Origin of the sequence: Kutzneria sp. NPDC051319 (genome assembly GCF_040682195.1) — a bacterium.
In the GTDB taxonomy this organism is placed as follows: Bacteria; Actinomycetota; Actinomycetes; order Mycobacteriales; family Pseudonocardiaceae; genus Kutzneria.
On the sequence record NZ_JBFBAM010000010.1, the window covers coordinates 193,129 to 212,380 of the forward strand.

Consider the following 19,252-nt stretch of genomic DNA (forward strand, 5'->3'; position numbering starts at 1 on the left):
GTTAGGTGCACAAGCACGTCAACGGGTTGAAGACGGCGGTGCTGCTCGGCGCGCTCAGCGGGCTGATCCTGCTCATCGGCCAGTTCTTCGGCCGTACCGGCCTGCTGATCGGCCTCGTGGTGGCCCTCGGCATGAACGCCTACGCCTACTTCAACTCCGACAAGCTCGCGCTGCGCGCCATGCACGCGCGGCCCGTGTCGCAGGTGGAGCAGCCCGCGATGTACCGGATCGTGCGTGAGCTCGCCACCTCCGCCCGCCAGCCCATGCCCCGGCTCTACATCAGCCCCACCCAGGCCCCCAACGCCTTCGCCACCGGCCGCAATCCCGCCAACGCCGCCGTCTGCTGCACCGTCGGCATCCTCGAGCTGCTCGACGAGCGTGAGATCCGCGCCGTGCTCGGCCACGAGCTCTCCCACGTCTACAACCGCGACATCCTCATCTCCTGCGTCGCCGGCGCCCTGGCCAGCATCGTCTCCGTGCTGGCCAACATCGCCATGTTCGCCGGCATCTTCGGCGGCGACGACGATGACCGGCCCAATCCCCTCGCCCTGCTGCTCATCGCCCTGGTCGCCCCCTTCGCCGCCGGCATCGTCCAGATGTCCGTCAGCCGCTCCCGCGAGTTCCAGGCCGACCAGTCCGGCGCCCAGCTCACCGGCGACCCCTTGGGCCTGGCCTCCGCCCTGCGCAAGCTCGAACACGGCACCCAGGCCGCCCCCCTGCCCCCCGACCCCTCCCTGGTCTCCCAGTCCCACCTCATGATCGCCAGCCCCTTCCGCGCCGGCGAGGCCGGGGCACGCCTGTTCTCCACCCACCCCCCGATCGCCGAGCGCATCCGCCGGCTAGAGGAGATGGCCCGCAACGGCTTCCGGTAAAGCCGACCGCCTCACCAGCCCGCCGACCACCTCCCGGTCGCTACCGCCTGGGACTGACGGTCCGCCTCGCCACGCGCTGCCGCGCTACCTCCCCGGTCCTATCACCAGGTGCTGTCTCCGCCGCGCGACGTGATTGCTGCCGAGCCGCCTCGCCGGTCGCTGTCACCGGGTGCCGTCTTTGCTGCGCCCCGTGGCTGCCGCGTCACTTCCCCGTCGCTGCCAGGTGTTATCTCTGCCGCGCGACGTGCCGGCTGCCGAGCCGCCTCGCCGGTCGCTATCACCGGGTGCCGTCTTCGCTGCGCCACGTGGCTGCCGCGTCACTTCGGGCCATCGCTGCCATCAGGTGTTATCTCCGCCGCGCGACGTGACTGCTGCCGAGCCGCCTCGCCGGTCGCTGTCACCAGGTGCTGTCTCCGCCTTGCCACGCGCTGCCGCGCCGCATCCGGTCGTTGCCACCAGGGGCCGTCTCCGCCGTCCCACGCGGCTGCCGAGCCGCCTTCACGATCGCGCTGCCGCCGGGGGCCGTCTCCGGCGCGCCACGTGCCTTATCGGGCCGTCGGCGCCTGCTGCATTCCTTCCACAGCCCCCATTGCCGGGCCCGGAACACAGAACGGCCGCCGGACCCGGTGGGGGCGGCGGCCGCTGTGAGAGGCGGACGGTCAGGCGGGCGTCGCGCCGGCGGAGACCGCGACCTCCATGACGTACTGGCCGTAGCCGGACTTCGACAGCTTCTGGCCCAGGGCGTAACAGGCGTCAGCGTCGATGTAACCCATGCGCAGCGCGATCTCCTCGAGACAGGCGATGCGCACGCCCTGCCGGTGCTCCAGCACCTGGACGAACTGGCCGGCCTCCAGCAACGAGTCGTGCGTGCCGGTGTCCAGCCAGGCGAAGCCGCGGCCCAGGTCGACCAGGCGGGCCTTGTCGCGCTCCAGGTAGATCCGGTTGACGTCGGTGATCTCCAGCTCGCCCCGGGCCGACGGCGCGAGGTTCTTGGAGATCTCCACCACCTCGTTGTCGTAGAAGTAGAGGCCGGTGATCGCCTTGTTGGAGCGGGGCTCGGCCGGCTTCTCCTCGATCGACACCAGCTTGCCGCTGCCGTCGACCTCGCCGACGCCGTAGCGCTCGGGGTCGCGCACCGGGTAGCCGAACAGCACGCAGCCGTCGATGCCGACGGCGTGCTTCTGCAGCATGGACGCGAAGCCCTGGCCGTAGAAGATGTTGTCGCCCAGCACGAGCGCGACGCTGTCGCCGCCGACGAACTCCTCGCCGATGATGAACGCCTCGGCCAGGCCGTTGGGCTGCGCCTGCTCGGCATAGCTCAGCTGCAGCCCGAACTGGTTGCCGTCGCCCAGCAGCCGACGGAAGCTCGGCAGGTCGGCCGGCGTGGAGATGATCAGCACCTCGCGGATGCCGGCCAGCATCAGCACCGACAACGGGTAGAAGATCATCGGCTTGTCGTAGACCGGCAGCAGCTGCTTCGACACGGCCTGCGTGATCGGATGCAGCCGGGTGCCGCTGCCCCCGGCCAGGACGATGCCCTTCATGACCGTTCCCCCTACCGGTAGTTCGTGAACTGGAGCGCGATCTCGAAATCCTTGGACTTCAGCAGCGCGATCACCGTCTGCAGGTCGTCCTTCTTCTTCGCCGACACCCGCAGCTGGTCGCCCTGGATCTGCGCCTGCACGCCCTTCGGGCCCTCGTCGCGGATGGCCTTGGAGATCTTCTTGGCCTTGTCCGACTCGATGCCCTGCACCAGCGTGCCCGTGACCTTGTAGATCTTGCCGGACACCGCGGGCTCGCCGACCTCGAACGCCTTCAGCGAGATGTTGCGCTTGATCAGCTTCTCCTTGAAGACCTCGACCGCCGCCGTGCAGCGCTCCTCGGTCTCCGCCTGGATCGTGATCGCCTCCTCGCCCGCCCAGGCCACCGACGCTCCGGTGCCCCGGAAGTCGAACCGCGTCGACAACTCCTTGCCGGCCTGGTTCACCGCGTTGTCGACCTCCTGTCGGTCGACCTTGCTCACCACGTCGAACGACGGGTCCGCCACGAGTCCTGCACCTCCGCACACCGGTCCGGTAGATCCACGGAGGCTACCCGTAGGGATACCGGTTGGAGACCGCCCCCACGGGTTATGTATAGTTCTGCCCACGGACGCCACAACGGGTCCGCGAAGCCGAGCCAGGTTGCCCGAGTGGCCAAAGGGAGCTGACTGTAAATCAGCCGCGAAAGCTTCGGAGGTTCAAATCCTTCACCTGGCACGCGCGGGATGGGCGGGGTATGTCTGCAGTAAGCGCAGACGTATCCCGCTCTTCGTGTTTTCTGGGGCTCCCGCCCCAGACCCCGAGGCAGGGCGGGCTTCGCCCCCCTGCACCCCCCGGATCGGTGGGGTGACGGGGTTGTGTCGTTGAGGGGTGTGGGGTTGGCGGGGGAGGCGTTGGCCTTCGGCCTCGCCTGGCGTGGGTTGGGGGCGTTCCACTGAGGACTGTGCCGCCTGACATGCCATGCGGCTGCCCGGCGTGACCAGGTCTCGTCTGTCGACGGAATGGTCGGGTCAAGTGATGTGGGGGGAGTGCCGTCGGAATGGCGGGATCCGCACGTCAACGGGATTGTCTGGCCGGCCCATTGGCCTGTTGCGGATAGTTGATCAGGTCTGACGGCGCGGATGGATGCCGTTGTTGGGGCATCGTGCGGCTGAGAGCTACATCACGGGGGCAGTGCTGATCGTGTGCGAGCCACGCGTCTGGGGGATGGCGGGGCTGGGCCGGGGTGGAGATCGCGGGTTTGGTGTGGGATTGCCGCGCAGGGGTGGCTGGTGAGGCCCTTGCTGGGCCAGGCGCTGGCGCGGGGTGTGTTGGTGCCGGGTGGGAGAAGTAGATGGCCGGCGCCTGGGGCTTCCCCTCCCAATGACGCCGGCCACGAGAGGAAGACTAGCACGAGTTCGAACATGAGTTCGAGTGTTGTCATGAGGTTGTGATCTTCTGACGGGTGGGGTCGTCGGGGTTCAGGGCGAGGTGCAGCAGGCGGGCCTTGATGGCGGCGCGGCTGCGGCCGAAGTGGGTGGCCAGCTGGGGGACGGGGTCGGCGGTGTCCGTCCACAGGCGACGGAGCTCGTCGTCCTGCTCGGCCGACCACGGACTGCCGGCGTTGGCGGGGGCCTCGCGGGACTTCGCCGAGGTGCGGGCGCCGGTGCGGATGGCGGCGAGACCACGGAGGGTGGCCTCGATGAGCTGGCCGGCGGGGACAAGATCGGTGATGGGCAAGATGAAGCTGCCCTCGGCGACGACATCGCCGCCTGGCAGCTGGGCCTCGAGTTCGACCGTGACGGACACGTCGGTGTCCATCCGGATATGGACCGCATAGCTGCGGTCGCCAATGACTTCGTCGCCCCTGATCTGGACAGTGGTGCGCATGGGTGACCTCCTTGCCGGGCCACGCTAGGCGGGATAACGCTGCCCCCGCTGGAAGTGCCGGTTCGTGATCTTGTGGCAGGGGTGTTTGCGCAGGTGGAGGCTTGTCAAGTCGGGGGTGGAACGCGAGGGCCGAAAGCCGCCAGCGTGGGGGTGCGGGGGCGGCGAGGATCGAGGCATGGGCGCATTTCGGTTCGGGGTGTTGGCGGAGACGGCGCGCAGTGTCGGCGAGGTGGTGGCCACGGCGCGGCGGGCGGAAGACCTGGGGTACGACACGGTGTTGCTGCGCGACCACTTCGTGGCGGAGCCGTACGGAGAGCAGGTGGCACCGCTGATCGGGCTGGCGGCGGTGGCGGCCGCGACGACGCGGCTCGGGGTGGGAACCCTGGTGCTGGACAACGACTATCGGCACCCGGTGATGCTCGCGAAAGAGGCGGCGACGCTGCAGGAACTGTCCGGCGGACGGTTCGAACTGGGACTGGGGGCGGGGTGGCTGCGGGTCGAGTACGAGGCGGCGGGCATGGCGTTCGACCGCGCGGGAGTGCGGGTCGGGCGGTTGGAGGAGTCGGTGCGGGTGCTGAAGGAACTGTTCGGGGGTAAGGAAGTTCGGTTCGACGGGGAGCACTACCGGGTTGACGGGGTGACGAACTTTCCGCCGGTCGAGCGGGCACCGCGGGTGCTGATCGGGGCGGGGAGCCCGCGGATGCTCCGACTGGCCGGACGCGAGGCCGACACGGTGGGAATCCTGGCCAAGGCGCTGCCCGGCGGCACGATTTCGGACGCCATGGAAGAGCGACTTACTACCGCGTTTGCCACCAAGGCGGACTTGGTTCGCGCCGAGGGGCGGGACGTGGAGATCAGCTCGGTGGTGTCGGTGGAGCTGTCCGACAACCCCCGCGCGGCGGCGGAACGGTATGCGGCGGAGCGTGGCTGGGGCGCGGGCGGGGCCGACCTGGTCGAGGACATGCCGGCGAAGTTCCTCGGACCGCTCGACCACGTCATGGAGCTGGCGCACCGGCGGCGGGAACGGCTGGGACTGTCCTATTTGGTCGTGTCGGACCGCGAGTTGGAGGCGGCGGCCCCGATGGTGCGGGCGCTGTCGGGCAAGTAGCGCAGCGAAGTGGGTGCCCAGTGGTGTGGGGGAGCGCTGTCAGGGGCGGAGGGCGGGCCGGCGGTGCCAGCTGGTCCACAGAGGACGGTAGCCCTGGACGGACCAGAAGGGCGCGGAGCGAGGGTTGGGGAGGGCGTAGTGCAGCAGGGTGGTGGCGATGCCGGCGGCGTCCAGTTCACGGTGGACGTGGGTGACGAGGGCGGTGCCGATGCCGGTGCCGCGGAGGTCGGCGCGGACGCCGCCGATGCCGAGGTAGGCGGTGGGGGAGGCGGCAGTGCGGTCGGCGACCCAGGCGGAGTGGGGCGGCAGGTCGACGGTGACGATGCCGGCGGGGCGGCCGGAGACCTCGGCGAGCCAGACGCAGGGGCGGTCCCGGTTCATCAGCTCGGTCATGTGCTGGCGCAGGCCGGCCTCGGTGGAGGGGCGCTCGGTGAGGGCGCCGAACTGGGTGTCGTAGCGAACGACTTCCATATCTAGTGCCACACAGGCCGCCAAGTCGGCTTTCGTCGCATGACGGATGGTCGCCTCGGGGGCGGCGGCGGGGAAGACGCCGGCGCGTCGGACGGCGGTGACGATGAGCGGGGCGAAGCCGTGGCGGACCAGGGCGGGCACGGCGGCGGTGTCCCGGCTGGGCCAGGTGATCATGGCGACGCAGTCGTCGTCGCCGGGCGTCGCGACCCGGGCCAGGTGCTCCTCCCAGCGATCGAGCAGGGGATCGAGGTCGGCGCCGGCCAGGCGGACGGTCAGCGTGTGCCGGCGCAGGGCGCCCCAGGTGGCGTCGAGCGAATCGGGATCGGCCTCGGACGAGGCGGCCAGGCCCAGTGCACCGACAGTGGCGATCAGGTCGCCGTTCAGCGGCGGGTCGGCCGGCAGCAGTGGATCGAGCAGGGCCAGGCGCGCGGCGTGCTGCCGCTCGACATCGATGTCCACGTGGAGACATCCAACTCCGGCGACGGGGCGAAGTCGCGGGAATTACTGAGGGTCATCAACACGGGGTGTGATCGGCGCATCCGAGTGTCCGTTTTGCCGGCGTTTTGTCCGCTTAATCGTTTCAAGAGGCCGGCCGGACGTGCAAATTGCTCTTTCCGACGCCAAACTGTTCACTGGGAGTGTTGCCTTCGTCAACTAGACGGGCCACACTCGCTCAACCGGGGTAAACTGCGCATGAAGGGGTTCCGGAGCGCTCGGGACCCCTCGGTCGTGCCAAGGACACCACCGGCAGGAGTGTCGACGACAGGGGGGAAGGCGCCCTGTCAGCGTGGCCCGACGAGGAGGGTGGATGACCGACCACCGCCGTGCCGTCCAACCCGAGGTGCCACGTCCGCCGGTTCGCGCGCAGCTTGATCCGCAGCGTACCCGGCGGTACCGCCTGTTCTCCGCGGCGGTGCTGCTGATCGGCGTCGGCGTCACGGCGGCCGTGCTGTTCGGCCATGTCGATCACCCGCAACCCGAGCAGCTGCTGATCGCCGGCCCGCTGCTGGCCGTCGGCTTCCTGCTGTCCGAGCAGCTGTCCATCGACTTCGACGTCCGGCAGATCAGCTGGACGATCTCCTTCGCCGAGATCCCGCTCGTGCTCGGCCTGGTCACGGTGCCGTTCGAGGTAGTCCTCGCGGCCTACCTGGTGGCCGGCCTCGGCGTGCAGATCAGCCGGCACAAGATGCGGCACCTGAGCTACCACGCCGGCATCATGTGCCTTGAGGTGGCGATCCCGTACGCCGTCTTCTACCTGCTCACCAACGACTTCGCCGCGATGCCCGTGTGGGCCGCCGCGGCGCTGGGCGTGCTCACGTCGCCGCTGGTCAGCACGGCTCTCGGCCTGGGTGCCATGCACGTGCTCGGCGGCGAGCTGCGGATGCCGTCGGCGGCGCGGCTCGGCCTGCGCTCGCTGGTCGTCTGCCTGATGAACGTGACCGTCGGCCTGGTCGCGTACGTGCTGGTCAACAACGCCCCGTGGGGTTGGCTGCTGGCCGGCCTGCTCGCCGCCTCCATGGTGGCGCTGTACCGGGCCTACTCCGGGCTGCTGCGCGAGCAGCGGGACCTGGAGACGCTGTCCGACGTCAGCCTCAACGTGGCGCGCTCCGGCCAGGACGTGATGAACAAGGCGTCGGTGCTGACCAACGTGCTGCCGCCCGAGGACCCCGCCGACTGGCAGGCCATCGTGGAGCGCATCCGCGACCAGCTCAACGCCAAACGTGTGGTGCTGCACCTCAAGATGGACTCCGTCGACGAGGTGCGGCGCCTGGTGGCCGGCGTGCCGCTGCCCGACGGCTCCGACGTGGACCGCGACGACCCGATCCTGCAGCTCGCCGGCAACCACGTGCGCTACTTCAAGCTGTCCGACGCCGCCGACGACGTGCAGGAGGCGCTGCGCCGCCGCGGCGTCTACGAGGTGCTGGTGGTGCCGCTGCGCGGCGCGAGCCAGCCGCTCGGCGCCATGGAGGTGCACGACCGGCTCAGCCGCTGGCGTGGCTTCGGCAGCGCCGACGTGCGGCTGCTGCGCACGCTGTCCAGCCACCTCGCCACCGCCATGGACAACCGCCGCCTGGTCGGGCGGCTGCGTCACCACGCGTACCACGACCCGCTCACGGGCCTGCTCAACCGCACCGGCTTCCGCGAGGTAGCCGGCGATCCCGTGCGCGGCGACGAGTCGTGTGTGGTGATGCGCATCGACCTGGACGTGATGTCCGGCGTGGCAGACGCCCTCGGTTACGCGTGGGGCGACCGCATGGTGCTGGCCGCGAGCCGGCGCCTGCGCGACGCCCTCGGCGGCGAGGTGCCGCTGGCCCGGCTGGAGGGCGGCTCCTTCGCCGCGCTGCTGGTCGACCGCACGCACGAGCAGGCGCAGGAGATCGGCGAGAAGCTGCGCGCGGGGCTGTCCATGCCGTACCCGGTGGACAAGCTGACCATCGAGGCCAGCGCGCTGATCGGCTACGTCGCCAACACCGCCGAGGACGGCGACGACACGCTCGACGTCGACACGCTGTTGCAGCGGGCCGACGTGGCGGTGCAGGCCGCGCACAGCGGCAGCGACCCGGTGCGCGGCTACGCGCCGAGCATGGGCCAGATCTTCCTGCGGCGCTTCCAGCTGGTCACGCAGTTCCGTTCGGCGCTGGAGACCGGCCAGGTCACCGTGCACTACCAGCCCAAGATCGCGCTGCCGAGCCGGCAGGTCGTCGGCGTCGAGGCGCTGGTGCGGTGGCGGCACCCGGAGTTCGGGCCGCTGGACCCGGACGAGTTCGTGCCGGCCGTCGAGGCCACCGGCCTCGTCGACGCGCTCACCTCGTTCGTGATGGACCAGGGCCTGCAGCGGGTGCGGTCGTGGCTGGACCGGGGGCTGCGGATGTCCGCCGCGGTCAACCTGTCCGTGCGCAACCTCGCCGACGCCAACTTCCCGGACCTGGTGGCCGAGGCGCTGCGCCGCTACGACGTGCCGCCGCAGCTGCTCACCTTCGAGCTGACCGAGTCCGGCGTGATGTCCGACCCCGAGCGGGCGCTGCCGGTGCTGCGCCGACTGCACGCGATGGGCGTGACGCTGGCCGTGGACGACTTCGGCACCGGCTACTCCTCGCTGGCCTACCTGCGACAGCTGCCGGTGGACGAGGTGAAGATCGACAAATCCTTCGTGCTCGGCATGGGCACCGACCTGTCGGACATGGCCGTGGTGCGGGCCATCGTCGAGCTCGGCCACTCGCTGGGCCTGACCGTGGTGGCCGAGGGCGTCGAGGAGGACTCGGCCCGCGAGCAGCTCGTGAGCATGGGCTGCGACGTCGCGCAGGGCTACCTGATCTCCCGGCCGCTGTCCGAGGAGCGCTTCGAGGCCTGGCTGCGGGCGCGGACGATTCGGGCCCGTGGCCTGCGGGATGAGACGGTTCTCACGTTGGTCAGTTGACGCAGGTCGGCGGCTGCCACCCGATTTCGTGATCAGTGGGGTCGTGCGCTAGAGTTCTAATCGCTCCGCAAGAGCAGGCCCCAATAGCTCAGTCGGCAGAGCGTCTCCATGGTAAGGAGAAGGTCTACGGTTCGATTCCGTATTGGGGCTCACAGCCGGGCAAGCCGTGCTCGCAGAAAGCGCGAGCACGGCTGTTCGCTGTGTCTATGGCGGTGTAGCTCAGTTGGTAGAGCAAGCGACTCATAATCGCTGTGTCGCCGGTTCAAGTCCGGCCATCGCTACTCGATGGGGGACGTGTGCTCAGCGAAGCTGAGCCCAGTCGCTCCGCCATTACACTGGGGCTCTCGCCCCAGACCCCAGCCAGGGGGCTCGCCCCCTGGACCCCCGGCACGGGGGACTATCGATAGGAGAGGTGCCCCGTGGCTGCGACCGACGTGCGACCGAAGATCACCCTCGCGTGCGAGGAGTGCAAGCACCGCAACTACATCACCAGGAAGAACCGTCGGAACGACCCCGACCGCCTGGAGATCAAGAAGTTCTGCCCGAACTGCAAGACGCACCGTGCGCACAAGGAAACCCGCTGACGGTTTCCCCATGCAGCACCGCCAGAGCCCGCCCCGCATGTCGGTGGCGGGCTCTCCGCGTTCTAACCTGGCCCGGTGCCACTGGACCAGTCGTTCACAGGACGTAGCTACCCGCCGGGTGACGTGTACGAGGTAGGCCGCGAGAAGATCCGCGAGTTCGCCGACGCGGTGGGCGCGACCAGCCCGCTGCACCGCGACCCCGAGGCCGCGCGGGCCGCCGGCTACGCCGACGTCATCGCGCCGCCGACCTTCGCCACGATCATCTCCATGAAGGCCACCTCGGTCATCGTCGACGACCCCGAGCTGGGCCTGGACTACAGCCGGGTGGTGCACGGCTCGCAGACCTTCGTCCATCACCGGCCCATGGTCGCCGGCGACCGGCTGGTCTCCACCTCGCACGTGGACGACGTGCAGACCCGCATGGGCAACGACTTCCTCACCATCCGGGCCGAGATCGCCACCGAGGACGGCGAGGCCGTGTGCACGTCGACCGGGCTGCTGGTGGCCCGCGGGGAGGACGCGTGATGAGCAGGCTGCCCGCATCCAAGGTCATCAAGGGCGACGAGCTGCCGGTCAAGCAGGTCCGGGTCAAGCGCGACGACCTGGTCCGCTACGCCGGCGCGTCGCTGGACTTCAACCCCATCCACTGGAACGAGCGCTTCGCCGACGAGGTGGGCCTGCCCGGCGTGATCGCCCACGGCATGCTGACCATGGCCCTGGCCAACGAGCTGGTCAGCGACTGGGTCGGCGACCCGGGCGCCGTGATCGAGACCACCACCAAGTTCACCCGGCCGGTGCCGGTGCCCAACGACGGCGTCGGCGCGCTGCTGGAGATCACCGGCAAGGTCACCGAGGTCCGCGAGGACGGCACGGCCAAGGTGTCGGTCACCGTCACCTTCGAGGGGCAGACCGTGCTCGGCCGCCCCACCGCCACCGTCAAGCTCGGCTAGTCCGATGGCGTGATGCTGGGAAGGGGGCTTTCCCGCGCTCGGAGTGCGGGAAAGCCCCCTTCACACACAAAAACCGCTACTTGGCCTCGCGGAGGAGGTCGCCCATGCGGTTGACGCCGGTGACCAGGTCCTCGTCGCCGAGGGCGTAGGACAGGCGGAAGTAGCCGGGGGTGCCGAAGGCCTCGCCCGGCACCACGGCCACCTCGGCGTGCTCCAGCACCAGGGCGGCCAGCTCGCTGCTGGTCTGCGGCCGCTGGCCGCGGATCTCCTTGCCCAGCACGCCCTTGACCGACGGGTAGGCGTAGAACGCGCCCTTCGGGGTCGGGCAGTGCACGCCGGGGATGGCCGACAGCAGCTCGACCATGGTCTTGCGGCGGCGGTCGAAGGCCGTGCGCATCGCGTACACGGCGTCCAGCGAGCCGGACACGGCCGCCAGCGCGGCCCGCTGCGACACGTTGGCCACGTTCGAGCTCAGGTGCGACTGCAGGTTGGCGGCGGCCTTGGTCACGTCGGCCGGGGAGATCATCCAGCCCACCCGCCAGCCGGTCATCGCGTACGTCTTGGCCACGCCGTTGAGCACCACGGTGGTGTCGGCCAGCTCCGGCACCAGCACGGGCAGCGAGTGCGCCTGCGCGCCGTCGTAGACCAGGTGCTCGTAGATCTCGTCGGTGACGACCCAGATGCCGTGCTCCAGCGCCCAGCGGCCGATCGCCTCGGTCTGCTCGCGGTCGTAGACGGCGCCGGTCGGGTTGGACGGCGACACGAACAGCAGCACCTTGGTGCGCGGCGTGCGGGCCGCCTCCAGCTGCTCGACGGTGACCAGGTAGTCGGTCGACTCGTCCGCCGTGACCTGCACCGGGACGCCGCCGGCCAGCGCGATCGCCTCGGGGTAGGTGGTCCAGTACGGCGCCGGCAGGATGACCTCGTCGCCGGGGTCGAGCAGGGTCGCGAACGCCTGGTACACGGCCTGCTTGCCGCCGTTGGTGATCAGCACCTGGCTCGCCTGCACCTGGTAGCCGGAGTCGCGCAGCGTCTTGGCCGCCACCGCCTCGCGCAGCTCGGGCAGGCCGGCCGCGGGCGTGTAGCGGTGGTTGCGGGGCTCGCGGGCGGCGGCCGCGGCCACCTCGACGATCGCCTCGGGCGTCGGGAAGTCGGGTTCGCCTGCGCCGAATCCGATCACCGGGCGGCCGGCCGCCTTGAGCGCCTTGGCCTTCGCGTCCACCGCGAGGGTGGCGGACTCGGCGATGCCGCCGATGCGGGCGGAGACGCGGCGGCGGGCCGCGGGGCTGTCAACAGGGGGAGCTTCGGGGGCTGCCATGGCCTTCATGGTGGCAGACGCCACCCACCGAATTTGCGTCCGGGGGGCCCGAACAACGCTGTTGACCAGTGCGGTTGCAGTGACCACCCATTCGTGCCGTAGACTCGTCGAGCCGGGACGTGATGAGGCCTGTTCCCACGAAGCTCGTGGGACGGCTGAAGACGGCCTCAAAGGGGTGTAGCTCAACTGGCAGAGCAGCGGTCTCCAAAACCGCAGGTTGCAGGTTCAAGTCCTGTCGCCCCTGCATCGATGCTTTTGGTGAGCGGAGGATGGCGTGAGCGAGGACCGCGAGCAGGAGCGGGCAGAGAAGCGCGAGGGCGCTGCTCGTCCGGTCACCGCCGCAGCGCGACGCGAGCGTCGCGCCTCCGCCCGCCAGGTCGCGCCGGAGAGCGGCAGCGACCAGACTGAGTCGGCCAAAGCCGACTCGGCCAAGGTTGTCAGCAGCACCGGCAGGACCACGCAATCGAAGCGCGAGCAGGGCGTGGAGACGGCGGCGCGTGACCGCAAGGCCAAGCGCCCCAACGTCTTCAAGCGTCTCGCACGTTTCCTCCGCGAGGTCGTCGCCGAATTGCGCAAGGTCATCTGGCCGACCCGCAAGAACCTGCTGACGTACACGATCGTCGTGCTGGTGTTCGTGGCCGTGATGGTGGCGTTGGTCTTCGGTCTGGACTACGCCTTCTTCCAGGGCGTGGCCTTCCTGTTCGGCAAGTAGCCGAACGGGTGCGGGGCCACCGGTCGCCGGCATGAGCGACCGGACACTGACGCACGAGAGGAAGCGAGACCCAGCTGTGACCTCCGAGAACGGCGCCGCCGCCGGCCAGGAGCTGTCTGACATCGACGAGCAGGAACTCGACGCCGTGACCGGCGACGAGGACGCGGCCGTCGAGTCCGACCAGGACGTGGCCGAGGAGACCGAGGTCGAGCAGGTCGAGTCCGAGGACACCGACGAGCAGGCCGACGCGGCCGTCGCCGAGACCGACGCGGCTGAGAGCGACGCCGCCGAGGGCGACGCGGCCGCCGACGAGAACCTGGACCCCGCCGAGGAGATGCGGGCCGCGCTGCGGCACGCCCCCGGCGACTGGTACGTCGTGCACTCGTACGCCGGGTACGAGAACAAGGTCAAGACCAACCTCGAGACGCGCATCCAGACCCTGGACATGGAGGACTACATCTTCCAGGTCGAGGTGCCGACCGAGGAAGTCACCGAGATCAAGAACGGCCAGCGCAAGCAGGTGCAGCGCAAGGTGCTGCCCGGCTACATCCTGGTCCGGATGGAACTGATCGACTCCTCCTGGAGTGCTGTGCGCAACACCCCCGGTGTCACCGGGTTCGTCGGCGCCACCTCCAAGCCGTCCCCGCTCAGCCTGGACGACGTGCTCAAGTTCCTGCTTCCGCAGGTCGAGCAGGACACGGCCAAGGCCGAGGGCGGCAAGAAGTCCGCCGCCGCGTCCAAGCCCACCGTCGAGGTCGACTTCGAGGTCGGCGAGTCCGTGACCGTCATGGACGGCCCGTTCGCCACGTTGCCCGCTACCATCAGCGAGGTCAACGCGGACGGCCAGAAGCTGAAGGTGCTCGTGTCGATCTTCGGTCGCGAGACGCCGGTCGAGCTGTCGTTCACCCAGGTCTCCAAGATCTGACCGGTTCCCGACAGGGAGCCGAGCAGCCACGCGGGTGGCGGGCAGGGCCTCCGCGCGGAACCACACGAATAACAGGACACACGAAATGCCACCCAAGAAGAAGAAGCTCGCAGCGATCATCAAGCTGCAGATCAAGGCCGGTCTCGCCAACCCCGCGCCGCCCGTCGGCCCGGCGCTCGGCCAGCACGGCGTCAACATCATGGAGTTCTGCAAGGCCTACAACGCCGCGACCGAGTCGCAGCGTGGCACCGTCGTGCCGGTCGAGATCTCCGTGTACGAGGACCGCTCGTTCGACTTCAAGCTCAAGACCCCGCCGGCCGCGAAGCTGCTGCTCAAGGCCGCCGGTGTGGAGAAGGGCAGCGGCGAGCCGCACAAGACCAAGGTCGCCAAGGTCAGCTGGGCCCAGGTGCGAGAGATCGCCCAGACCAAGATGACCGACCTCAACGCCGACGACGTGGACCAGGCGGCGAAGATCATCGCCGGCACCGCGCGCTCCATGGGCATCACGGTCGAAGGCTGACCCACCACACTTTCCGAAGGCGTGGGAGAGCTGGGCGCAGCTCGTCACCACTACTGATCCACGAAGGACAGAATTATGCAGCGCAGCAAGGCCTACCGTCAGGCCGCCGAGCTGGTGGACAAGGAGCGGCTGTACTCGCCGCTCGAGGCCGCCACGCTGGCGAAGGAGACCTCCAAGGTCAAGCTGGACGCCACCGTCGAGGTCGCGATCCGTCTTGGTGTCGACCCCCGTAAGGCCGACCAGATGGTTCGTGGCACCGTCAACCTGCCCCACGGCACCGGCAAGACCGCTCGGGTGATCGTGTTCGCGACCGGCGACAAGGCCGCCGAGGCCGAGGCCGCCGGCGCGGACGCCGTCGGCAGCGACGACCTGATCGAGCGCATCCAGGGTGGCTGGCTCGATTTCGACGCCGCGATCGCGACGCCCGACCAGATGGCCAAGGTCGGTCGCATCGCCCGCATCCTCGGCCCCCGTGGCCTGATGCCCAACCCCAAGACCGGCACCGTGACGCCGGCGGTCGCCAAGGCGATCACCGAGATCAAGGGCGGCAAGATCAACTTCCGGGTTGACAAGCAGGCCAACCTGCACCTGGTGATCGGCAAGGCCTCGTTCGACACCGACAAGCTGGTGGAGAACTACGCGGCCGCGCTGGACGAGGTGCTGCGGGCCAAGCCGTCCGCCGCCAAGGGCCGGTACCTGAAGAAGGTCACCTTCTCCACCACCATGGGCCCCGGCATCCCGGTCGACCCGAACCGCACCCGCAACCTGCTGACCGACGAGGCCAGCGTCTGAGTGCGACTCAGCTGAACGAGAGGGCCGCATCCCGCGAGGGGTGCGGCCCTTTTCCGTTGTCCGCCTAGCTTCCGGCCGGCGGGCAGCTGGGCGGGTCGGGCTGGTGATCCAGGACGATCCAGCCGTTGGCCGTGTTGCCGACCTTGAACGTGCCCAGCGACTCGCCGCCGGTGATGGACATGGCGCAGGAGTAGACCGTCGCCGCCGCGGTGCCGTCCTTGTGCACCGCGCCCTGGGGCACCGTGACGCCGGCGTAGGCGTTGCGGTCGGTGACCGCCTTGGACGCCTTGTGGATCGCCTCGACGCAGTTGGCCGCGCCGAGGTCCTTGGCGAAGTTCACGCCGCCGATCCCGCCGAGCACGCTGCTGCACACCAGATCCGGCTCGTCGGCGGCGACCGCCGCGTACGCCGAGACGACGACGAAGTTCGGATCGGCCTCGCCCTTGAGGGGCTGGCCGCCGCCGGCCGCGCCCGAGCCGGTCGAGCCGCCCGGGCCGGTGTCTGCGGGGGCGAAGATGTTGGACAGGTAGTACTGACCGCCGCCGAGCACCGCCAGAATCACGATGCCGGCCGGGAGGTACGCGCGCCGCCGCCGCTCCTTCGCCACCGGTCAAGGCTAGCGTTTTGGAGTAACGGGCACCGGGTTGCTACCCTTGTTCCAGTTCCACCGAAGACCGCTGGTGTCTGGCCTGTCCAGACGAAGGTTCCGCGAGAGCGGACGGCCCGCGCAGGAGGACGAGGCAGCTGTATCTGCGTGAGCAACTCGCGCCCATGATCTTGACGCCCCGTGCCGCTCTGCGCAGGGGCGTTTTCTCTTGTCAGGACCTCCTCCAGTGGTCGCCCGCGATGTGTTCGCGGGTCCCCGCTACCAAGCAGAGAGGAGGCGACCATGGCGAAGCCAGGCAAGGTCACCGCCGTTGCTGAGATCTCGGAGAAGTTCCGGGCCAGCTCGGCTGCGGTTGTCACCGAGTACCGCGGGCTGTCCATGGCGCAGCTCACCGTGCTGCGGCGCGCTCTCGGCAAGGGCACCACGTACACCGTCGCGAAGAACACCCTGGTCAAGCGTGCCGCCGAGGACGCTGGCGTCGAGGGGCTGGAGAGCCTGCTCGTCGGCCCGACCGCCATCGCATTTGTCGAGGGCGAGCCGGTCGACGCGGCCAAGGCGCTGCGTGACTTCGCGAAGGACAACAAGGCCCTTGTCATCAAGGGCGGCTACATGGACGGCAAGGCCCTCTCGGTCGCCGAGGTCGCGCAGATCGCCGACCTCGACTCCCGTGAGGTGCTGCTGGCGAAGCTCGCCGGCGCCATGAAGGGCAACCTGTCCAAGGCCGCCGGCCTGTTCCAGGCGCCTGCTTCGCAGGTCGCCCGGTTGGCCGCCGCGTTGCAGGAGAAGAAGGCCGCCGGTGCGCCGGCCGCCGAGGCCGAGGCTGCGGCCGACGCCCCGGCCGAGGCCTGACCAAGCCACATCCCCGCCTGCATGGCGGCCACGTTATTCATGAGGAAGGAACGCCATCATGGCTAAGCTCACCACCGACGAGCTGCTCGACGCCTTCAAGGAGATGACCCTCCTGGAGCTGTCCGCGTTCGTGAAGCAGTTCGAGGAGACCTTCGAGGTCACCGCCGCCGCGCCGGTCGCCGTCGCCGCCGTGGGTGGCGCCGCTGCTCCGGCCGAGGCCGCCGAGGAGCAGGACGAGTTCGACGTCGTGCTGGAGTCGGCCGGCGACAAGAAGATCCAGGTCATCAAGGTCGTCCGCGAGGTCGTCTCGGGCCTGGGCCTGAAGGAGGCCAAGGAGCTGGTCGAGTCCGCTCCGAAGCCGGTCCTGGAGAAGGTCGCCAAGGAGGCCGCCGAGGCCGCCAAGGAGAAGCTCGAGGCCGCTGGCGCCAAGATCTCGCTCAAGTGATCTCGTAGCTCCACAGCTGTTCCCCGCAGAGGCGGTCACCCGTTAGGGTGGCCGCCTCTGCTGCATCTGGACCATAACGGGTCGGCAACGGGTTCCCGATCGGGGGAAACTCGCCAGTAACCTTCGCGGTCCGTGGTCGTTGCACCAGGGTGACGACGTCCCACGGCGTCGCTGCGCTGCGGGGTGCACAATTCGCACTCGGAGTAATTCGGGTCACGAGGAGGTGCGGATGGGCGTCGAGGTGGTCGTCGAGGGACTGTCGAAGTCCTTCGGCAAGCAGACCATCTGGCGGGACGTGTCGCTGACCCTGCCTCCCGGCGAGATCAGTGTCCTGCTCGGTCCGTCGGGCACCGGCAAGTCGGTTTTCCTCAAGTCCCTGGTCGGTCTGCTCAAGCCCGAACACGGCCGGATCGTCATCACCGGCACCGACATCGTGCGCTGCTCGGAGCACCGGCTCTACGACGTGCGCAAGCTGTTCGGCGTGCTGTTCCAGGACGGCGCGCTGTTCGGCTCGATGGACCTGTTCGACAACATCGCCTTCCCGCTGCGCGAGCACACCAAAAAGGGTGAAGCGGAGATCCGGCGCATCGTGCTGGAGAAGATGGAGATGGTCGGCCTCATCGGGGCCGAGAAGAAGCTGCCCGGCGAGATCTCCGGCGGTATGCGCAAGCGCGCCGGCCTGGCCCGGGCGCTGGTGCTGGACCCCGAGATCATCCTGTTCGACGAGCCCGACTCGGGTCTCGACCCGGTCCGCGTGGCCTACCTGAACCAGCTGATCGTCGACCTGAACGCGCAGATCGACGCCACCTTCCTCATCGTCACGCATGACATCGGCACCGCACGCACCGTGCCGGACAACATCGGCATGCTGTTCCGGCGCGAGCTGGTCATGTTCGGCCCGCGCGAGGTGCTGCTCACCTCGACCGAGCCGGTCGTCGAGCAGTTCCTGATGGGACGGCGCGAAGGCCCGATCGGCATGAGCGAGGAGAAGGACGCCGGCCAGGCCGCCGCCGAGCTGGCGGCGCTGCGGGCCGGTGGGTCCTCCGGCACGCTCGGCGGCCCGAAGGGCGGCGGCGGCACCGGCATCGTGCCGCAGCTGGAGCCGACCGCGGGCCTGCCGGTCCGCCGGGCCGTCGAGCGCCGCCGGGACCGCGTGATGCAGATCCTGCACACGCTGCCGGCCACGGCCCAGGACGCGATCATCAACAGCCTGACCCGCGAAGAGCAAGCTCACTACGGTGTGTTCGCCGGCGCGGGCGTGACGCAGGTCCAGCCGCCGGTGCAGACGTCCACGGCGAACCAGGTCCCGACTCCGGCCCCGAGTCCCACACCGCGGCCGACCCCGTACCCGCGCACCGCGAACCTGCCGCAGAGCGAGTGGCAGCCGCAGTCCGGCGCGCTGAACTCCGACGACGCGCCGGCCGTCGCCCCCGAACCGGGGCGCAAGCGAGGCTGGCTGCGTCGGGGCGGTGAGAAGTGACCGCACCGACGACCAATTTCCCGGGCGCCGGTGCGCTGCGGGAGACCGGCAGGCTGTTCGCGCTGGGACTGGACACCACCCGCATGGTGTTCCGCCGTCCGTTCCAGGTCCGCGAGTTCATCCAGCAGTGCTGGTTCATCGCCAGCGTCACCATCCTGCCGACGGCGCTGGTCTCGATCCCGTTCGGCGCGGTGATCGCGCTGCAGCTCGGCTCGCTGACCCGGCAGATCGGCGCGCAGTCCTTCACCGGCGCGGCCTCCGTGCTGGCGATCATCCAGCAGGCCAGCCCCATCGTGACCGCGCTGCTGATCGCCGGCGCCGGCGGCTCGGCGATCTGCGCTGACCTCGGTTCCCGCAAGATCCGCGACGAGATCGACGCCATGGAGGTGCTCGGCGTCTCGCCGATCCAGCGCCTCGTGGTGCCGCGAGTGCTCGCGTCCATGCTGATCTCGTTGCTGCTCAACGGAATGGTCAGTGTGGTCGGCGTGCTCGGCGGCTACTTCTTCAACGTGATCCTGCAGGGCGGCACGCCCGGCGCCTATCTGGCCAGCTTCTCGGCCCTGGCCCAGCTGCCGGACCTCTGGATCAGCGAGATCAAGGCGGTCATCTTCGGCTTCCTGGCCGGCATCGTGGCCGCCTACCGCGGGTTGAACCCGGGCAGCGGACCGAAGGGCGTCGGCGACGCGGTGAACCAGTCCGTGGTCATCACGTTCCTGCTGCTGTTCTTCGTGAACTTCGTGCTCACCACGATCTATCTCCAGCTGGTTCCGGCGAAGGGGATGTGACGTGGC

20 protein-coding genes and 4 tRNA genes are annotated in these 19,252 nt (G+C 69.4%); 18 read left to right on the forward strand and 6 right to left on the reverse strand.

Annotated elements, in window-relative coordinates:
• The first annotated feature begins 5 nt into the window (after positions 1 to 5).
• Positions 6 to 872, forward strand: a complete 867-nt coding sequence (gene htpX, locus AB0M73_RS13250; RefSeq protein ID WP_043721448.1) for a zinc metalloprotease HtpX — start codon at positions 6 to 8, stop codon at positions 870 to 872.
• Positions 873 to 1,531: 659 nt separating this feature from the next.
• Here htpX and rfbA read toward each other — a convergent pair.
• Together rfbA and AB0M73_RS13260 are read right to left on the reverse strand one after the other, a co-directional pair.
• Entirely contained in the window at positions 1,532 to 2,416 is an 885-nt protein-coding gene (rfbA, locus tag AB0M73_RS13255) for a glucose-1-phosphate thymidylyltransferase RfbA (RefSeq protein WP_363890600.1), read from the reverse strand.
• A gap of 11 nt (positions 2,417 to 2,427) precedes the next feature.
• Positions 2,428 to 2,919, reverse strand: coding sequence for a YajQ family cyclic di-GMP-binding protein (locus AB0M73_RS13260; protein ID WP_043721449.1), 492 nt, complete (start codon positions 2,917 to 2,919; stop codon positions 2,428 to 2,430).
• Between the two features lie 130 nt (positions 2,920 to 3,049).
• Between AB0M73_RS13260 and AB0M73_RS13265 the strand changes: the two genes are divergently transcribed.
• Positions 3,050 to 3,130, forward strand: a tRNA-Tyr gene (locus AB0M73_RS13265).
• 702 nt (positions 3,131 to 3,832) lie between these two features.
• Here AB0M73_RS13265 and AB0M73_RS13270 read toward each other — a convergent pair.
• Positions 3,833 to 4,282 (reverse strand): hypothetical protein, encoded by a 450-nt coding sequence (locus AB0M73_RS13270; RefSeq protein WP_363890603.1) that lies wholly within the window; start codon positions 4,280 to 4,282, stop codon positions 3,833 to 3,835.
• Between the two features lie 175 nt (positions 4,283 to 4,457).
• On the opposite strand from AB0M73_RS13270, the gene AB0M73_RS13275 reads away from it, so the two are divergent.
• On the forward strand, positions 4,458 to 5,390 hold the full coding sequence (locus tag AB0M73_RS13275) for a TIGR03621 family F420-dependent LLM class oxidoreductase (RefSeq protein ID WP_363890604.1): 933 nt from the start codon (positions 4,458 to 4,460) through the stop codon (positions 5,388 to 5,390).
• Positions 5,391 to 5,429: 39 nt separating this feature from the next.
• Here the strand turns inward: AB0M73_RS13275 and AB0M73_RS13280 are convergent, their stop codons facing one another.
• On the reverse strand, positions 5,430 to 6,320 hold the full coding sequence (locus AB0M73_RS13280) for a GNAT family N-acetyltransferase (RefSeq protein ID WP_363890607.1): 891 nt from the start codon (positions 6,318 to 6,320) through the stop codon (positions 5,430 to 5,432).
• 349 nt (positions 6,321 to 6,669) lie between these two features.
• Between AB0M73_RS13280 and AB0M73_RS13285 the strand changes: the two genes are divergently transcribed.
• From AB0M73_RS13285 to AB0M73_RS13310, 6 genes are all read left to right on the forward strand, one after another.
• A complete protein-coding gene (locus tag AB0M73_RS13285; protein ID WP_363890609.1) occupies positions 6,670 to 9,279 on the forward strand; it encodes an EAL domain-containing protein in 2,610 nt (869 codons plus the stop codon).
• A gap of 77 nt (positions 9,280 to 9,356) precedes the next feature.
• A tRNA-Thr gene (locus tag AB0M73_RS13290) sits at positions 9,357 to 9,429 on the forward strand.
• 58 nt (positions 9,430 to 9,487) lie between these two features.
• Positions 9,488 to 9,560 (forward strand) — tRNA-Met (locus tag AB0M73_RS13295).
• Between the two features lie 138 nt (positions 9,561 to 9,698).
• Positions 9,699 to 9,863, forward strand: a complete 165-nt coding sequence (rpmG, locus tag AB0M73_RS13300) for a 50S ribosomal protein L33 (protein WP_015105301.1) — start codon at positions 9,699 to 9,701, stop codon at positions 9,861 to 9,863.
• A gap of 75 nt (positions 9,864 to 9,938) precedes the next feature.
• On the forward strand, positions 9,939 to 10,388 hold the full coding sequence (locus AB0M73_RS13305) for a MaoC family dehydratase N-terminal domain-containing protein (RefSeq protein WP_043721458.1): 450 nt from the start codon (positions 9,939 to 9,941) through the stop codon (positions 10,386 to 10,388).
• Positions 10,388 to 10,813, forward strand: coding sequence for a MaoC family dehydratase (locus AB0M73_RS13310; RefSeq protein ID WP_363890610.1), 426 nt, complete (start codon positions 10,388 to 10,390; stop codon positions 10,811 to 10,813). The genes AB0M73_RS13305 and AB0M73_RS13310 overlap by 1 nt, the downstream gene beginning before the upstream one ends.
• A gap of 76 nt (positions 10,814 to 10,889) precedes the next feature.
• On the opposite strand, the gene AB0M73_RS13315 is transcribed toward AB0M73_RS13310, so the two are convergent.
• On the reverse strand, positions 10,890 to 12,131 hold the full coding sequence (locus AB0M73_RS13315; protein WP_363890611.1) for a pyridoxal phosphate-dependent aminotransferase: 1,242 nt from the start codon (positions 12,129 to 12,131) through the stop codon (positions 10,890 to 10,892).
• Positions 12,132 to 12,302: 171 nt separating this feature from the next.
• Between AB0M73_RS13315 and AB0M73_RS13320 the strand changes: the two genes are divergently transcribed.
• The 5 genes from AB0M73_RS13320 (at position 12,303) to rplA (ending at position 15,080) form a co-directional block, all read left to right on the forward strand.
• Positions 12,303 to 12,375, forward strand: a tRNA-Trp gene (locus tag AB0M73_RS13320).
• Positions 12,376 to 12,405: 30 nt separating this feature from the next.
• A complete protein-coding gene (gene secE, locus AB0M73_RS13325; protein ID WP_363890613.1) occupies positions 12,406 to 12,843 on the forward strand; it encodes a preprotein translocase subunit SecE in 438 nt (145 codons plus the stop codon).
• Between the two features lie 76 nt (positions 12,844 to 12,919).
• Positions 12,920 to 13,768, forward strand: coding sequence for a transcription termination/antitermination protein NusG (nusG, locus tag AB0M73_RS13330; protein ID WP_363890615.1), 849 nt, complete (start codon positions 12,920 to 12,922; stop codon positions 13,766 to 13,768).
• A gap of 85 nt (positions 13,769 to 13,853) precedes the next feature.
• On the forward strand, positions 13,854 to 14,288 hold the full coding sequence (gene rplK / locus AB0M73_RS13335; protein WP_043721464.1) for a 50S ribosomal protein L11: 435 nt from the start codon (positions 13,854 to 13,856) through the stop codon (positions 14,286 to 14,288).
• Positions 14,289 to 14,360: 72 nt separating this feature from the next.
• Positions 14,361 to 15,080 carry a 50S ribosomal protein L1 gene (rplA, locus tag AB0M73_RS13340; protein WP_052395569.1) on the forward strand — a complete coding sequence of 240 codons (720 nt, stop codon included), beginning with the start codon at positions 14,361 to 14,363 and terminating at the stop codon, positions 15,078 to 15,080.
• A 64-nt stretch (positions 15,081 to 15,144) separates the two neighbouring features.
• On the opposite strand, the gene AB0M73_RS13345 is transcribed toward rplA, so the two are convergent.
• The gene (locus tag AB0M73_RS13345; RefSeq protein ID WP_363890617.1) at positions 15,145 to 15,687 is read right to left on the reverse strand and encodes a hypothetical protein; all 543 of its coding nucleotides are present in this window, start codon (positions 15,685 to 15,687) and stop codon (positions 15,145 to 15,147) included.
• A 282-nt stretch (positions 15,688 to 15,969) separates the two neighbouring features.
• On the opposite strand from AB0M73_RS13345, the gene rplJ reads away from it, so the two are divergent.
• The 4 genes from rplJ (at position 15,970) to AB0M73_RS13365 (ending at position 19,246) form a co-directional block, all read left to right on the forward strand.
• Positions 15,970 to 16,536, forward strand: coding sequence for a 50S ribosomal protein L10 (rplJ, locus tag AB0M73_RS13350; RefSeq protein WP_363890619.1), 567 nt, complete (start codon positions 15,970 to 15,972; stop codon positions 16,534 to 16,536).
• Between the two features lie 58 nt (positions 16,537 to 16,594).
• Positions 16,595 to 16,981: a 50S ribosomal protein L7/L12 gene (rplL, locus tag AB0M73_RS13355; protein WP_043721471.1), complete on the forward strand. Its 387-nt coding sequence runs from the start codon at positions 16,595 to 16,597 to the stop codon at positions 16,979 to 16,981.
• Between the two features lie 229 nt (positions 16,982 to 17,210).
• On the forward strand, positions 17,211 to 18,461 hold the full coding sequence (locus tag AB0M73_RS13360) for an ABC transporter ATP-binding protein (protein WP_363890621.1): 1,251 nt from the start codon (positions 17,211 to 17,213) through the stop codon (positions 18,459 to 18,461).
• Positions 18,458 to 19,246: an ABC transporter permease gene (locus AB0M73_RS13365; RefSeq protein ID WP_043721472.1), complete on the forward strand. Its 789-nt coding sequence runs from the start codon at positions 18,458 to 18,460 to the stop codon at positions 19,244 to 19,246. The genes AB0M73_RS13360 and AB0M73_RS13365 overlap by 4 nt, the downstream gene beginning before the upstream one ends.
• Positions 19,247 to 19,252 lie beyond the last annotated feature (6 nt).

What these genes read in the sequence shown, in the direction of transcription:
- rfbA (WP_363890600.1), bottom strand. Translation starts at nt 2,416, where the DNA reads ATGAAGGGCATCGTCCTGGCCGGGGGCAGCGGCACCCGGCTGCATCCG.
- AB0M73_RS13275 (WP_363890604.1), top strand. Translation starts at nt 4,458, where the DNA reads ATGGGCGCATTTCGGTTCGGGGTGTTGGCGGAGACGGCGCGCAGTGTC.
- AB0M73_RS13315 (WP_363890611.1), bottom strand. Translation starts at nt 12,131, where the DNA reads ATGGCAGCCCCCGAAGCTCCCCCTGTTGACAGCCCCGCGGCCCGCCGC.
- rplL (WP_043721471.1), top strand. Translation starts at nt 16,595, where the DNA reads ATGGCTAAGCTCACCACCGACGAGCTGCTCGACGCCTTCAAGGAGATG.
- rplK (WP_043721464.1), top strand. Translation starts at nt 13,854, where the DNA reads ATGCCACCCAAGAAGAAGAAGCTCGCAGCGATCATCAAGCTGCAGATC.
- AB0M73_RS13285 (WP_363890609.1), top strand. Translation starts at nt 6,670, where the DNA reads ATGACCGACCACCGCCGTGCCGTCCAACCCGAGGTGCCACGTCCGCCG.
- AB0M73_RS13310 (WP_363890610.1), top strand. Translation starts at nt 10,388, where the DNA reads ATGAGCAGGCTGCCCGCATCCAAGGTCATCAAGGGCGACGAGCTGCCG.
- AB0M73_RS13270 (WP_363890603.1), bottom strand. Translation starts at nt 4,282, where the DNA reads ATGCGCACCACTGTCCAGATCAGGGGCGACGAAGTCATTGGCGACCGC.
- AB0M73_RS13360 (WP_363890621.1), top strand. Translation starts at nt 17,211, where the DNA reads ATGGGCGTCGAGGTGGTCGTCGAGGGACTGTCGAAGTCCTTCGGCAAG.
- rplJ (WP_363890619.1), top strand. Translation starts at nt 15,970, where the DNA reads ATGGCGAAGCCAGGCAAGGTCACCGCCGTTGCTGAGATCTCGGAGAAG.